Here is a 13533-nt window from a genome sequence, read left to right on the forward strand (position 1 = left end):
CGTGAGTGAAACGGTCGCATCCCCCGAGGTCCACTACGACGTCCATGCCGTCGAGGAGAAGTGGCTTCCGGTCTGGGAGCGCCTCGACGCCTTCCGCGCCGTCGACGCGACCGTGCTCGCGGGGGAGAAGCCCAAGTTCTACGGGCTGACCATGTTCCCCTACCCCAGCGGCGACCTGCACATGGGCCACGCCGAGGTGATGGCCCTGCACGACGTGCTGTGCCGCTACAAGAGGTTCCGCGGCTTCGAGGTCCTCAACCCGATGGGCTGGGACTCCTTCGGCCTGCCGGCCGAGAACGCCGCCATCAAGAACGACGAGCACCCGGCGACCTACACCTACGCCAACATCGAGACCCAGTTCAGCTCGTTCAAGAAGTACGGCCTGAGCTTCGACTGGTCCCGCCGCCTGCACACCTCGGACCCCGAGTACTACAAGTGGACCCAGTGGCTGTTCCTCAAGCTGCGCGAGCAGGGCCTGGCCTACCGCAAGAACTCAGCCGTCAACTGGTGCCCCGACGACCAGACGGTGCTCGCCAACGAGCAGGTGCTGGCCGACGGCACCTGCGAGCGGTGCGGCGCCGAGGTCACCAAGAAGGAGCTGACCCAGTGGTACTTCAGGACCACCGCGTACGCCCAGGAGCTCTACGACTCGCTCGATGACCTGCAGGACACCTGGATCGCGAAGGTCGTCAACGCCCAGCGCAACTGGATCGGCCGCTCCGAGGGCGCCCACGTGTCGTTCGACGTCGCCGGCCATGACCCGATCATCGTCTTCACGACGCGTCCCGACACCCTGGTCGGCGCCACCTTCATGGTCGTCGCCGCCGACGCCAAGCTGGCCCAGCAGCTGGTCGCGCCCGAGCGGGCGCAGGCGCTGGAGGACTACCTCGCCGACGTACGCAAGGCCTCCGACATCGACCGGCTCGCCACCGACCGCCCCAAGACCGGCGTCGACCTCGGCGTCACCGCCACCAACCCGCTGACCGGCGAGCAGATCCCGGTCTGGGCGGCCGACTACGTGCTGGCCGACTACGGCACCGGCGCGATCATGGCGGTCCCGGCCCACGACGAGCGCGACCGCGAGTTCGCCGAGAAGTTCGGGCTCCCCATCGTCGCCGTCTACGACGACGAGCAGCCCTACGACAAGGCCGCCGAGGTGTCGAAGGCGATCGCCGCCGTCGAGGCGAGCGGGCACGGCGAGGGCACCGTCAACTTCCGGCTGCGCGACTGGCTGCTTTCGCGCCAGCGCTACTGGGGCGCGCCGATCCCGATCATCCACTGCCCCGTCGACGGTGAGGTGCCGGTCCCCGAGGACCAGCTGCCCGTCGAGCTTCCCGAGCTGCGCGGCGCGGACCTCAAGCCCAAGGGCACCTCGCCGCTGGGCGCGGCCCGCGAGTGGGTCGAGGTGGCGTGTCCGACCTGTGGCGGCCCCGCCGAGCGCGACACCGACACGATGGACACCTTCGTCGACTCGTCCTGGTACTTCTTCCGCTACCTCTCGCCCCACGACGACGCCCAGGCCTTCGATCCCGCGCTGGCCAAGGCCTGGGGGCCGGTCGACTTCTACCTCGGCGGCTCCGAGCACGCCGTGCTCCACCTGCTGTACTCGCGCTTCTTCACCAAGGCGCTGCGCGACATGGGCCTGATCGACTGGGACGAGCCGTTCTCGGCCTATCTCTCCCAGGGCACGGTCATCAACAACGGCCACAAGATGAGCAAGTCGCTCGGCAACGGCGTCGCGCTGGGCGCCCAGCTGGAGGAGTACGGCGTCGACGCGGTCCGCCTCACCCTGGTCTTCGCCAGCCCGCCGGAGGACAACATCGACTGGGCCGACGTCTCGCCCGCCGGGTCGGCGAAGTTCCTGCAGCGCGCCTGGCGGCTGTCCGGTGACGTGACGTCGGCTGCCGGCGTCGACGTCTCCAGCGGCGACGTCGCCCTGCGCAAGGTGACCCACAAGACCGTGGAGGAGGCCGGGCACCTGCTCGACTCCTACCGGTTCAATGTCGTCGTCGCCCGCACCATGGAGCTGGTCAACGCGACCCGCAAGGCGATCGACGCGGGCTGCGGCCCCGCCGACCCGGCCGTGCGCGAGGCCGCGGAGACGGTGGCGATCCTGCTGTCCCTGGTGGCGCCGTACACCGCCGAGGAGATGTGGGCCCGCCTCGGCCACGAGCCGTCGGTCGCCCAGGCCGCCTGGCCCACCGTCGACCCGGCGCTGCTGGTCGAGGACGCGGTCACCGCCGTCGTCCAGATCCAGGGCAAGGTGCGCGGCCGGCTGGAGGTCGCCCCCGACATCAGCGAGGCCGACCTCGAGGCCGCCGCGCTCGCCGACCCGGCCGTCGTCAAGGCGATCGACGGGCGCGAGGTGCGCAAGGTCATCGTCCGCGCGCCGAAGCTCGTCAACATCGTCGTCTGAGCCCGGCGACGATTCTGGCGGTTGCGTCACCCAGGTCCGCGACACGAGCCGATAGCCTCAGCGACATGTCGATCGTCGTGGTCACCGACTCCACCTCGACCGTCCCGGTCGAGGTGGCCGCTGCCAGCGGGGTCCAGGTGGTCCCGCTGCAGGTGGTCATCGACGACGACGTCTACGACGAGGGCGCCGAGGAGGTCACGCCCGAGCGGCTCGCTGTCGCGCTCAGGGAGAAGCACGCCGTCAGCACGTCCCGGCCGGCGCCCACGGTGTTCGCGGAGCTGTACGCCCGCCTCGCCGCCGAGGGCGCCACCGAGATCGTCTCGATCCACCTCTCCGCCGAGGTCAGCGGCACCTTCGAGTCGGCGCTGGTCGGCTCCCGGCAGGCGCCGGTGCCGGTCACCTGTGTCGACACCCGGCAGGTCGGCGTCGCGACCGGGTACGCCGTCGAGTCGGCCCTCGCCGTCATCGCCGCCGGCGGTACCGCGACCGAGGCCGCCGAGGCCGCTCGTGTCCGCGCCGCCGCCGCTACCTCGCTCTTCTACGTCAACACCCTCGAGTACCTGCGCCGCGGCGGACGGGTCGGTGCCGCCGCAGCCGTCTTCGGCGGCGCGCTCGCAGTCAAGCCGCTGCTCGGCATCGTCGACGGCGTGATCTCGCCGCAGGCCAAGGTCCGCACCGCAGCCAAGGCCATCGCCCGTCTCGAGGCGCTCGCCGTCGAGGCCGCCGGAGAGGCGCCGGTGGAGGTCTGCGTCGCACACCTGGCCGCCGAGGAGCGGGCCGCGGCGATGGCCGCCCGGCTGGCCGAGGAGCTGGGCGAGCAGATCGTGCCGGCCCGGTCGGGCGAGGTCGTGCGCTGCGTCGAGCTCGGTGGGGTGCTGGGCGCGCACGTCGGCCCCGGCATGCTGGCGATCTGCGTGGCGCCGGTCGGCTGAGACGCTCCTGTCCCTCTGGTCACGCAGGGGTGCGTCGGCTGTCCACAGGCGGGGATCGGACGATGCTCGTCCCCAGGCCGGCCGGCTCCGCCGGCCGGATGAGCGGAGCCCGACCTAGCGTGCCGCCATGTCCGTACGACGCTCCGCCGCCCGCTCCAGCCCGCCCGCCGACGCCGCGGCCCGCCGGCTCGCGCTGATCGCCGCCGACCTCGGGGTCGCGGTCCCGGCTCCGGAGGATCCGGCGACTCCGCGGGAGCCAGGGGAGCCGGCGGATCCGGTCGAGCCCTGGTGGGCCGACCACACCCGGGTGTCCGATCCCGCGCGGTCCGGGCGCCCGTTGGCGCTGGTCCCCGAGGTGCCCGACACGGTGGTCGGTGGCGCGATGGCGGACCGGACGGGGCCCGAGGCTCCGCAGCTGCCCGAGCCGGGCCGGCACGCTGCCCGCCGGGCCCGACTCCGGCGCCTGCCACGCGCCGTCGCCCCGCTCGTCGACCGGCTGCCGACGCTCGGGGTGGCTCAGGTGGCGGTCGTCGCGCTGGCGGTCGCCTTCGCGCTCGCCGTGACCACCTGGTGGGTGCTGCGCGACCGGGCCGAGTCGCTCGCCCCGGTCTCCGCCGAGCCGACCGCCCCGCTCGTCGGGGCCACGCCCGCCCCGCCCGCGGCGACGGCCCCGGCGGCCGCCACGGCTCCGGCCACCTCGGCGCCGAGTCCGGCCACCGTCACCGTCACCGTCGACGTGGCGGGCAAGGTACGGCGGCCCGGGATCGTCGTCCTGCAGGCGGGGGCGCGGGTCACCGACGCCCTCGAGGCGGCCGGCGGCGCCCGGAGGGGCGTCGACCTGACTCCGCTCAACCTCGCCCGGGTGCTGGTCGACGGGGAGCAGATCGTGGTCGGCGGGCGTGCTCACCCGGTGGACGCGAGGGCTGCCGGCGCCGCGACCGGCGGCGGTGCCGCGCCCGGAGGTCCGCTGGTCAACCTCAACACCGCCGGTCAGGCCGAGCTGGAGTCACTGCCCCAGGTCGGGCCGGTGACGGCCCAGTCGATCATCGCCTGGCGTGACGCCCACGGCGGGTTCACCAGCGTCGACGAGTTGCTCGAGGTCGACGGCATCGGCGACAAGACCCTTGCCCAGATCGCCCCGCGCGTGACGGTCTGAGGAGCGGCGATGACCCGGACCGGATCAGGTGGCGCCGAGCAGCGCCCGGTGCAGCACGGCGATCAGCTCGCCGCGGGTGATCATGCCGACGAGGCGGCCCTCCTCGTCGACCACGGGCACGTTCTTGTACCCCTCGGTGGTCATGATCGGGACCAGGTCGGCGACCGGGGTGTCGGCGGCGATCGTGGTGACGTCGGTCCGCATGATCGAGTCGACCGACTCCAGCTCGACGATGTCGCGGGTGAACAGATCGATGATCGAGACCACCCCGACGACGTGCCGCTCGGCGTCGATCACCGGCAGCGTCTTGACCTGGCGTTGCACGAGCAGGGTCCGAGCGCGATAGATGGACTCGAACGGATGCACCACCACGACGTCGGTGTTCATGATCCGCGAGACCGGGATCGAGCCCAGCCGCCGGTCGAGGGCGTGGGTCTCGGCGTCCCGCACGATCGAGACGATGTCGGCCGGAAGCACGTCCAGCCGGTCGGCGAGGCGCTTCATCGCCTGCTCGACGTCGGGCGTCGTGATGCCGAGGGCCGCGGCGGCGGCAGAGGCGGCCGGGGGAGCGCTCGGCCGGTGCGGGTACCTCCGTCCGCTCAGGTTGTTGACCGCCACCGCGATCGCCAGCAGCACCACCGTGTTCACCGCGACCGGCGTGAGCACGAACAGCAGCCCCTGCTCGTGGATGGCCGGGGTGGCGGTGGCGGCCAGCAGGGCGCAGGCGCCTCCCGGCGGATGGAGGCAGCCGAGCAGCATCATCGCGCCGATCGCCGTCCCCACTCCGAGTGCGGCGGCGAGCAGGACGTCGTCCACGAGCCAGTGCGCGCCCAGGCCGATCGCGGTCGACACCAGATTGCCCCCGAGCACCGGCCACGGCTGGGCGAGGGGGCTGGCGGGCACCGCGAAGAGCAGGACCGCGCACGCCCCCATCGGCGCGACGATGAACGGCAGCAGCTCGGGACCGCCCGGGACGGCCTGCGCCGTCGCGCCGGCGACGGCGATCCCGAGGAGGGCGCCGAGCGCGCCGCGGGCGAGCTCGGCGGAGCTGTAGCGGGTCACTCGCGGAACCTTAGCCTCGATCCGTGGACGGGCGCCCGAGCGAGCGGCACCGCAGGGCTGCCGTCGCAAGGCGTGGGCGCGACGGCGATCTGGTTGCACCATCGAGCGTCCACAACGAGGACAGCCGCGTCCCACGTCCAGCTGCCCGAGCGGTGGTTGCCCGATCCGCGGATGCCCGTGTTGGGCGCGGCCGCGTGGCTGGGCGCCATCGCGGCGCACCAGTCGGGACGGGGCGCGGGTGCCGGTCTCGTCGCGCTGGGCCTGGTGGTCTGGGCGCTCGCCCCGCGGTTGCCGCCGGGCGGGCTCCGCCTGCTGCTCGCGGTGCTGGCCGTCGCGGGCGCGGCGGTGACCGGCACGACGCTGCGGCACGACGCCGTGCGCCGCTCGCCGCTCCACGACCTCGCGGCCGAGCGCGCCACCGCCGACCTGGTCGGCACCGTCGTCTCCGACCCACGGGAGATCACGGGGCGCGCGGGGCCGCAGGTCGTGGTCCGGCTCCGGGTGCGAGAGGTGACGGCTCGCGGTCGCCGGTTGCGCATCGGCGGCAGCGTCGTCGTCATCGGCGCCCCCGGCTGGGCCAGGGCAGTCCTCGGCGAGCGGGTCGTCACCGAGGGGCGGCTGGTCACCGCAGACGACCCGGCGACGGCGGCGCTGCTCACCGGTGCGCGCGCCCCGGTACGGATCCGCGGCCCCGACCCCTGGTGGCGGGCATCCGCGGCCGTGCGCGCCTCCCTCCGGCGCGCGGTCGCGCACCGGCCACCCGACCAGGCGGGTCTGGTGCCGGCCCTAGTCGACGGTGACGACGCTGGGCTGCCGGAGGCGCTCGAGCGTGACTTCCGTACGACGGGCCTGACGCATCTGACTGCTGTCAGCGGGACGAACCTGACGCTCGTCGTCGGCGCGCTGCTGCTGCTCGCGCGGGCGGCGGGAGTGCGCCGCCGGTGGCTGGCGGTGGTCGGCCTGGCCGGGATCGTCGGGTTCGTGCTGCTCGCCCGCACCGAGCCGAGCGTCCTGCGGGCCGCGGTGATGGGTGCGGTCGGGCTGTTCGCCTTCGGCCCCGACGGGCGCCGGCGCGGCCTGCGGGCCCTGGGCGTCGCGGTGGCCGGCCTGGTCCTGGTGCAGCCGGAGCTGGCCGTCTCCGCCGGGTTCGCGCTGTCGGCGCTGGCGACCGCGGGCATCGTGCTGCTCGGGCCGTCGCTCACGCGGGCGCTGGCGCGGTGGCTGCCGAGGGCCGTGGCGGAGGCGGTGGCGATCCCGACCGCGGCCCAGCTGGCCTGCACGCCGGTCATCGCCGGTCTGTCGGGCCAGGTGAGCCTGGTGGCGATCGGTGCCAACCTGCTGGCGGGTCCCGCGGTCGGTCCGGCGACCGTGCTGGGCCTGGCCGGCGGCCTGGCCGGACTGATGTGGCCGGGAGCGGGACGGCTGTGCGGGACGTTGGCCGGCTGGAGCGTGGGCTGGATCATCGCCGTCGCCGAGCGCGCCGCCGCCCTGCCCGGTGCCGCGATCGGCTGGGGGACCGGGGCGCTCGCCCTCGGGATGCTCGCCGTGCTCTGCCTGCTGGTGGCGCTGGCGCTGCCGCGGTTGGTGCGTCACCGCGCCGTCGGTGTCCTGCTCGCCGTGCTGTTGTTGCTCGTCGTGCTCGGGGTGCCCGGCCGGCTCTGGCCCAGGTCGGGGCCGTGGCCACCGCCGGGGTGGGTGCTGGTGGCGTGCGACGTCGGCCAGGGCGACGCCCTCGCGATCGCCGTCGGCCCGCACTCCGCGGTGGTCGTGGACGCCGGACCCGATCCCCGGCCGGTCGACCGCTGCCTGGACCGGCTGGGCGTGGAGCAGGTGCCGCTGGTCGTGCTCACCCACTTCCATGCCGACCACGTCGACGGACTCGACGGGGTCCTCGACGCACGTGCCGTGGGCGCCATCGAGACCACCGCGCTGGCCGACCCACCCGGCGGCGTGGACCTGGTCCGGCGGGCGGCGGCCGCCGCCGGGGTGCCGGTGTCGGTCGCGTCGTACGGCGTCACGCGGAGGCTCGGCGATGCCACCGTGCAGATCCTCCACCCCGACCTGCCGGGCCCGGTCGAGGGGCCTGGTGACGGCAGCACCGCCAACGACGCCAGCGTGGTGCTGCTGGTCGAGGTGGCCGGTCTGCGCCTGCTGCTGACCGGTGACCTGGAGCCGCCCGGCCAGGCCGAGGTGGCGGCGCTGGTCGGCGACCTGGACGTCGACGTGCTCAAGGTGCCCCACCACGGCAGCTCCCACCAGGACCTGGCCTGGCTGACCGGGCTGCGGCCGGAGGTGGCGCTGATCTCGGTAGGGGTCGACAACGACTACGGCCACCCCTCGCCCGAGGTGGTCCGCGGACTGGAGACCGCCGGGGCGCGAGTGCTGCGCACCGACCGTGACGGAGACGTCGCGGTGGTGGCCGACGGCTCGGGTGGGATCCGGGTGGTGAACCGGCGCTGAGCGACTCTCCAGGTGCCGGGAGTCGTGTCGGGGGCGTGTGGGAGGGTGAGCACATGCAGGCCGAGGACGTGCTGGGTCGGGTCATCCTGGTCACCGGCAAGGAGGAGTTCCTCGGCGCACGGACGGTCGACGACGTGAAGGCCGTCGTGCGCGCCCACGACGCCGAGGCCGAGTTCGCCGACAGCTCGGCCTCCGACCTGACCTTGGCCACCCTGGGAGAGATGGCGGCGCCGTCGCTGTTCTCGGCGGTGCGCTGTGTCGTGGTCCGCGGCCTGGAGAACCTGCCGGAGGAGTCGGTCGCGGGCCTGCTGGGATACGCCGCCGCGCCCGTCGACGAGGTGGCCCTGGTCCTGGTCCACGGCGGCGGCCAGAAGGGCAGCGGCGTGCTCACCAAGCTGCGCAAGCTGAAGCCGGTCATCGAGCACAAGTCCGAGGAGCTGAAGCCGTCGGACTACCCGGGCTTCGTGGCCAACGAGGTGCGCCGCCACGGTGCGAGCATCGACCGCGAGGCCGCCGACGTGCTGATCGAGGCGATCGGCCGCGACCTGCGCTCGCTCGCGGGTGCCGCTCACCAGCTCACCAACGACTTCCCGGGTGAACGGATCGGCGAGGCCCAGGTCCGCCGCTACTTCGGTGGGCGAGCCGAGGCGAAGTCCTTCGCGGTGGCCGATGCCGCCTTCGCCGGCCGGGACCGGGTGGCGTTGGAGGAGCTGCGCTGGGCTCTCGACGCCGGCACGGCCGCGGTGCTGATCACCTCAGCCTTCGCCGGCAGCGCCCGCGGCCTGGCCCGGATGGTCAGTGCTCCGCGCGGCATGCGCGAGGCCGACCTGGCCCGCGAGGTGGGCGTCCCGCCGTGGAAGCTGCGCTCGCTGCGCGACCAGGCCCGCGGCTGGACCGACATCGGCCTGGCCCGCGCCATCCGCGCCGTCGCCCAGGCCGATGCCGACATCAAGGGCGCGGCCAGCGACGCGTCGTACGCCCTCGAGCGGCTGGTGCTGACGATCACCGCCCTCCGCCGCTCCTGACCGCGGGAGGTCGAGGAGGTCGCGCAGCGACCGTCACGAGACCCGGCGAGATGGTGCGGGGACTGTGCTGCGCGGCGGGCTCCGTGAAATCACGAAGGGAGCCCCCGGACGGGGACTCCCTTGACGTGATGGCTCCGGACCGGAGCCAGGGCCGGGCCTCAGAGAGAGGCGGCCTGCTTCGAGATCGACGACTTGCGGTTCGCGGCCTGGTTCTTGTGGATGACGCCCTTGGAGGCGGCCTTGTCGAGCTTCTTGGTGGCCTCGCGGCTGAGCGCGAGAGCGGCGTCCTTGTCGCCGGCCTCGGCGGCCTCGCGGAACTTGCGGATCGCGGTCTTCAGGCCGGACTTGACGGCCTTGTTGCGCTGGTGACGCTTCTCGTTCTGCTTGTTGCGCTTGATCTGGCTCTTGATGTTCGCCACGGGTTACTCGCCTCTGTGTCAGGTGGGATGCTGGTTCTGGTCCGGAGCGCGCCTCGGTCGCCTTGGTCCCGACCGCCGGACGGCGGGCAGGAGGGAACGCGGAGACGCGACCAGCAAGGCTAACAGTGGGTCGATCCGCCGCCCAAATCGGGCGGCCGCTCAGGAGCCCCAGCCGCGCCGCTCGGCCAGCCAGTGGTCGATGACGTCGCGCTGCCAGGCCTGCGCGGCACGCAGGTGCGGCGAGGTGGCGGGGACCGGCTGGTCGGCGTTGGCGGCGAAGAAGCCGAGCAGGAGGGCGAGGAACACGTCGACGTCCTCGGCCGGCACGCCGGCGAGCAGCGGGTGGGCGGCGATGTGGGCCTCGACATCGAGGCCGTCACCGCGGGGGCCGACCAGGAGCAGCAGGGAGTCGAGCCAGGCGGCGCCGACGCTGGGCCAGTTCCAGTCGCACAGCAGGGCGGTGCCGTCGGCGCGGATCAGGATGTTGTCGTCGCGGACGTCGGTGTGGACCACGGTGTCACCGGCGACGACCTCGGCGTACCGGTCGGCCAGGGCGCGCAGCTCGGCTCGCCGCGGGTGGGCGATCCGGTCCCACAGCGCCGGCCAGGAGGCGAAGTCCTCGACAGCGCTGTCGAGGGCGATCCGCGGCGCGGGGGTGAGCGTCTCGGCGATCGTCACCGCCATCGCCGACGCGTCGGCGAGGTCCTCGGCGGTCCAGGGGCGGCGCGGAGCCCGCGCGTCGACGTACTCGGTCGAGAGAAGGAGCCAGTCGGCGACCTCGTCGGTCCACAGCAGCCGCGGCGCCGGTACGGCGGCCGGCAGCGTCGCGAGCTTGCGGGCCTCCTCGCGGTAGGCGTCGGCGAAGACGCGCTGCGCCTTGGTGGAGGCCGCCTTCACGAAGGCGCGGGTCCCGTCGGCGCAGGTCAGCACCGAGGCGAACCCGGGCGTGAACCCGCTGTCTTGGGAGACGGCGTCCACGACCGGCGAGCCGAGCCGCCGCTCGACCGCTCGACGCACGAGCGGTGGCAGGTGCGCCCAGGACAGGCGCCGGGCGGTCCGGCCGTGAGGGATGACGGTGGGGAACACGGGCCCATCATGGCGGAGGGCTCGAGGACTCCCGACCGGCGACGGTTTAGCGAACCGGAGCGGCATCCGGGACAATGGCCGCACCATGTCTGCCGCCGCCCCGCAGCCGGGTCACACCGACCCCGCGATCATCCGCAACTTCTGCATCATCGCGCACATCGACCACGGCAAGTCGACGCTCGCCGACCGGATGCTGCAGCTCACCGGCGTGGTGGGCGAGCGCGAGGCGAAGGCGCAGTACCTCGACCGGATGGACATCGAGCGCGAGCGCGGCATCACGATCAAGTCCCAGGCCGTCCGGATGCCGTGGACGGTCACGGCCGACAACGAGGCGGGCGCCGAGCCGGGCACCTACGTCCTCAACATGATCGACACCCCGGGCCACGTCGACTTCACCTACGAGGTGTCCCGATCGCTGCAGGCGTGCGAGGCCGCGATCCTGCTCGTCGACGCCGCCCAGGGCATCGAGGCGCAGACCCTGGCCAACCTCTACCTCGCAATGGGTGCCGACCTCCACATCATCCCGGTGCTCAACAAGATCGACCTGCCCAGCGCCAACGTCGAGAAGTACGCCGCCGAGCTGGCCAACCTGGTCGGCTGCGAGCCCGAGGACGTGCTGCTCACCTCGGCCAAGACCGGTGTCGGCGTCGAGGCCCTGCTCAACGAGATCGTGAAGTCGGTCCCGGCGCCCGTCGGCGACGCGAGCGCCCCGGCCCGTGCCCTCATCTTCGACTCGGTCTACGACACCTACCGCGGCGTGGTGACCTACGTCCGGGTCGTCGACGGCGAGCTGTCGCACCGCGACAAGATCAAGATGATGTCGACCGGAGCGCTCCACGAGATGCTCGAGGTCGGCGTGATCAGCCCCGAGCCGATGAAGGCCGCCAAGCTCGGCGTCGGTGAGACCGGCTATCTGATCACGGGCGTGAAGGACGTGCGGCAGTCCCGGGTCGGTGACACGGTCACGGTCAACGGGCGTCAGGCCGCCGAGCCGCTGGGCGGCTACGAGCACCCCAACCCGATGGTGTTCGCCGGCCTCTACCCGATCGACGGCGACGACTACCCGACGCTGCGCGACGCGCTGGAGAAGCTCCAGCTCAACGACGCCGCGCTCACCTTCGAGCCGGAGACCTCGGGTGCGCTGGGCTTCGGCTTCCGCTGCGGCTTCCTCGGCCTGCTGCACATGGAGATCACTCGCGAGCGGCTCGAGCGCGAGTTCAACCTCGACCTCATCTCGACCGCGCCCAACGTGGTCTACGAGGTCGTCATGGAGGACGGCACGCAGTTCACCGTCACGAACCCCAGCGAGTACCCCGACGGCAAGATCGCCGAGGTCCGCGAGCCGATCGTCGACGCCACGGTCCTCGCGCCGGCCGACTACATCGGCACGATCATGGAGCTGTGCCAGCACAAGCGCGGCACCCTGCAGGGCATGGACTACCTGTCCGAGGACCGGGTCGAGATGCGCTACACGCTGCCGATGGGCGAGATCGCCTTCGACTTCTTCGACCAGCTCAAGTCGAAGACCAAGGGCTACGCCTCGCTCAACTACGAGTTCTCCGGCGACCAGGCCGCCGACCTGGTCAAGGTCGACATCCTGCTCCAGGGCGAGCCCGTCGACGCCTTCTCCGCGATCGTCCACAAGGACGCCGCCTACTCCTACGGCGTGATGATGGCGGGCAAGCTCAAGGAGCTGATCCCGAGGCAGCAGTTCGAGGTGCCGATCCAGGCCGCCATCGGCGCCCGGGTGATCGCCCGCGAGAACATCCGCGCCATCCGCAAGGACGTCCTCGCCAAGTGCTACGGCGGTGACATCACCCGCAAGCGCAAGCTGCTCGAGAAGCAGAAGGAGGGCAAGAAGCGGATGAAGATGGTCGGCCGGGTCGAGGTGCCCCAGGAGGCCTTCGTCGCCGCGCTGTCCACCACCGGTCCGGCGGGCGACAAGCCGAAGAAGTAGGCATGATCCCTGCCGAGCTGGACGACCAGCGCCACCTCGGGCCGCAGTGGGCGGCGTGGCTGGACCGGCTCCCGGTGACCACGCAGGCCGTCCTGGACGAGTGGGAGCTGACGCCGGAGGGGGAGAGCTGGCACGGCTTCTGCTCCCTCGTGCTGCCGGTCACCACCGCCGACGGCACGTCCGCCGCGCTCAAGGTGGGGCTGCCCGACGACGAGTCCGAGCACGAGCATCTCGCGCTGCGGCGCTGGCGCGGGCGCGGTGCGGTCCAGCTGCTGCGCGCCGATCCCGGACGCCGGGCGCTGCTGCTGGAGCGGCTCGAGCGCGAGGACCTGACCGAGGCATGGGACGTCGAGGCGTGCGAGATCGTCGCGAGCAGGTACGCCGATCTGCACGTGTCGCCGATGCCCCAGCTGCGCGCCCAGGCGTCGTACGTCGAGCGCTGGACGACGGCGCTGGCGCGTGACGCCGGGACCGTCCCGATCCCACGCCGCCTCGTGGACCAGGCGCTGGGCCTGGCCCGGGACCTGGTTGTCGAGCCGCCGACCGCCGTGATCCACGGCGACCTCCACTACGGCAACGTGCTGCGCGGTCGCCGAGACGGCGAGGACGCCTGGCTGGTCATCGACCCGAAGCCCACCAACGGCGACCCGCACTACGAGCTGGAGCCGATGCTGCGCGACCGGTTCGACGAGTACGCCGCGCCGTGGGCGGTCGGCTCGGTCCGCGACGGCATCCGGCGTCGGTTCCACGCCCTCGTCGACGCCGCCGGACTGGACGAGGCACGGGCCCGGGACTGGGTCGTGGTCCGCTCGGTCCTCAACGCGCACTGGGCCCACGAGGACGCCGTCCGCGCCCGCCGGGCGCTCACTGCCGCCCAGCGACACCACGTCACCGCGTGCATCACGGTCGCGAAGGCGGTGCAGGACTAGTGTCCGGGACACTAGGAGTCCTCGTCGCCCTCGCCGACGGCCGGTGCCGGCCTCGGCGTCAGGCAGGAGAAGACCGCCGGTCTCCTACCGC

Annotated in this window: 10 protein-coding genes; 7 read left to right on the forward strand and 3 right to left on the reverse strand. The window is 72.9% G+C overall.

The genetic code is table 11. From position 1 onward, the window contains the following. The first annotated feature begins 1 nt into the window (after position 1). The 3 genes from leuS (at position 2) to ACUP6Y_RS08475 (ending at position 4504) form a co-directional block, all read left to right on the forward strand. Entirely contained in the window at positions 2-2416 is a 2415-nt protein-coding gene (gene leuS / locus ACUP6Y_RS08465) for a leucine--tRNA ligase (protein WP_462555365.1), read from the forward strand. 65 nt (positions 2417-2481) lie between these two features. After that, positions 2482-3348, forward strand: coding sequence for a DegV family protein (locus tag ACUP6Y_RS08470; RefSeq protein ID WP_462555366.1), 867 nt, complete (start codon positions 2482-2484; stop codon positions 3346-3348). Positions 3349-3475: 127 nt separating this feature from the next. Next, on the forward strand, positions 3476-4504 hold the full coding sequence (locus ACUP6Y_RS08475) for a helix-hairpin-helix domain-containing protein (protein WP_462555367.1): 1029 nt from the start codon (positions 3476-3478) through the stop codon (positions 4502-4504). Between the two features lie 24 nt (positions 4505-4528). On the opposite strand, the gene ACUP6Y_RS08480 is transcribed toward ACUP6Y_RS08475, so the two are convergent. Beyond that, on the reverse strand, positions 4529-5566 hold the full coding sequence (locus ACUP6Y_RS08480) for an HPP family protein (RefSeq protein ID WP_462555368.1): 1038 nt from the start codon (positions 5564-5566) through the stop codon (positions 4529-4531). 171 nt (positions 5567-5737) lie between these two features. On the opposite strand from ACUP6Y_RS08480, the gene ACUP6Y_RS08485 reads away from it, so the two are divergent. Both ACUP6Y_RS08485 and holA read left to right on the forward strand, forming a co-directional pair. After that, on the forward strand, positions 5738-8026 hold the full coding sequence (locus tag ACUP6Y_RS08485; protein WP_462555369.1) for a ComEC/Rec2 family competence protein: 2289 nt from the start codon (positions 5738-5740) through the stop codon (positions 8024-8026). Between the two features lie 53 nt (positions 8027-8079). Continuing rightward, positions 8080-9051 (forward strand): DNA polymerase III subunit delta, encoded by a 972-nt coding sequence (gene holA / locus ACUP6Y_RS08490; RefSeq protein WP_462555370.1) that lies wholly within the window; start codon positions 8080-8082, stop codon positions 9049-9051. A 158-nt stretch (positions 9052-9209) separates the two neighbouring features. On the opposite strand, the gene rpsT is transcribed toward holA, so the two are convergent. Then, entirely contained in the window at positions 9210-9470 is a 261-nt protein-coding gene (gene rpsT / locus ACUP6Y_RS08495; protein WP_462555371.1) for a 30S ribosomal protein S20, read from the reverse strand. Between the two features lie 159 nt (positions 9471-9629). After that, positions 9630-10556 carry a phosphotransferase family protein gene (locus ACUP6Y_RS08500; RefSeq protein WP_462555372.1) on the reverse strand — a complete coding sequence of 309 codons (927 nt, stop codon included), beginning with the start codon at positions 10554-10556 and terminating at the stop codon, positions 9630-9632. Between the two features lie 85 nt (positions 10557-10641). On the opposite strand from ACUP6Y_RS08500, the gene lepA reads away from it, so the two are divergent. Together lepA and ACUP6Y_RS08510 are read left to right on the forward strand one after the other, a co-directional pair. Next, on the forward strand, positions 10642-12513 hold the full coding sequence (lepA, locus tag ACUP6Y_RS08505; protein WP_462555373.1) for a translation elongation factor 4: 1872 nt from the start codon (positions 10642-10644) through the stop codon (positions 12511-12513). Between the two features lie 2 nt (positions 12514-12515). Further along, entirely contained in the window at positions 12516-13442 is a 927-nt protein-coding gene (locus tag ACUP6Y_RS08510) for an aminoglycoside phosphotransferase family protein (RefSeq protein ID WP_462555374.1), read from the forward strand. Positions 13443-13533 lie beyond the last annotated feature (91 nt).

It is taken from the genome of Nocardioides sp. S5-5 (assembly GCF_054954065.1).

Bases quoted from the DNA above. Each gene is read 5' to 3' on its own strand.
- ACUP6Y_RS08470 (WP_462555366.1), top strand. From the start codon at position 2,482: ATGTCGATCGTCGTGGTCACCGACTCCACCTCGACCGTCCCGGTCGAG.
- ACUP6Y_RS08475 (WP_462555367.1), top strand. From the start codon at position 3,476: ATGTCCGTACGACGCTCCGCCGCCCGCTCCAGCCCGCCCGCCGACGCC.
- ACUP6Y_RS08485 (WP_462555369.1), top strand. From the start codon at position 5,738: ATGCCCGTGTTGGGCGCGGCCGCGTGGCTGGGCGCCATCGCGGCGCAC.
- holA (WP_462555370.1), top strand. From the start codon at position 8,080: ATGCAGGCCGAGGACGTGCTGGGTCGGGTCATCCTGGTCACCGGCAAG.
- lepA (WP_462555373.1), top strand. From the start codon at position 10,642: ATGTCTGCCGCCGCCCCGCAGCCGGGTCACACCGACCCCGCGATCATC.
- ACUP6Y_RS08510 (WP_462555374.1), top strand. From the start codon at position 12,516: ATGATCCCTGCCGAGCTGGACGACCAGCGCCACCTCGGGCCGCAGTGG.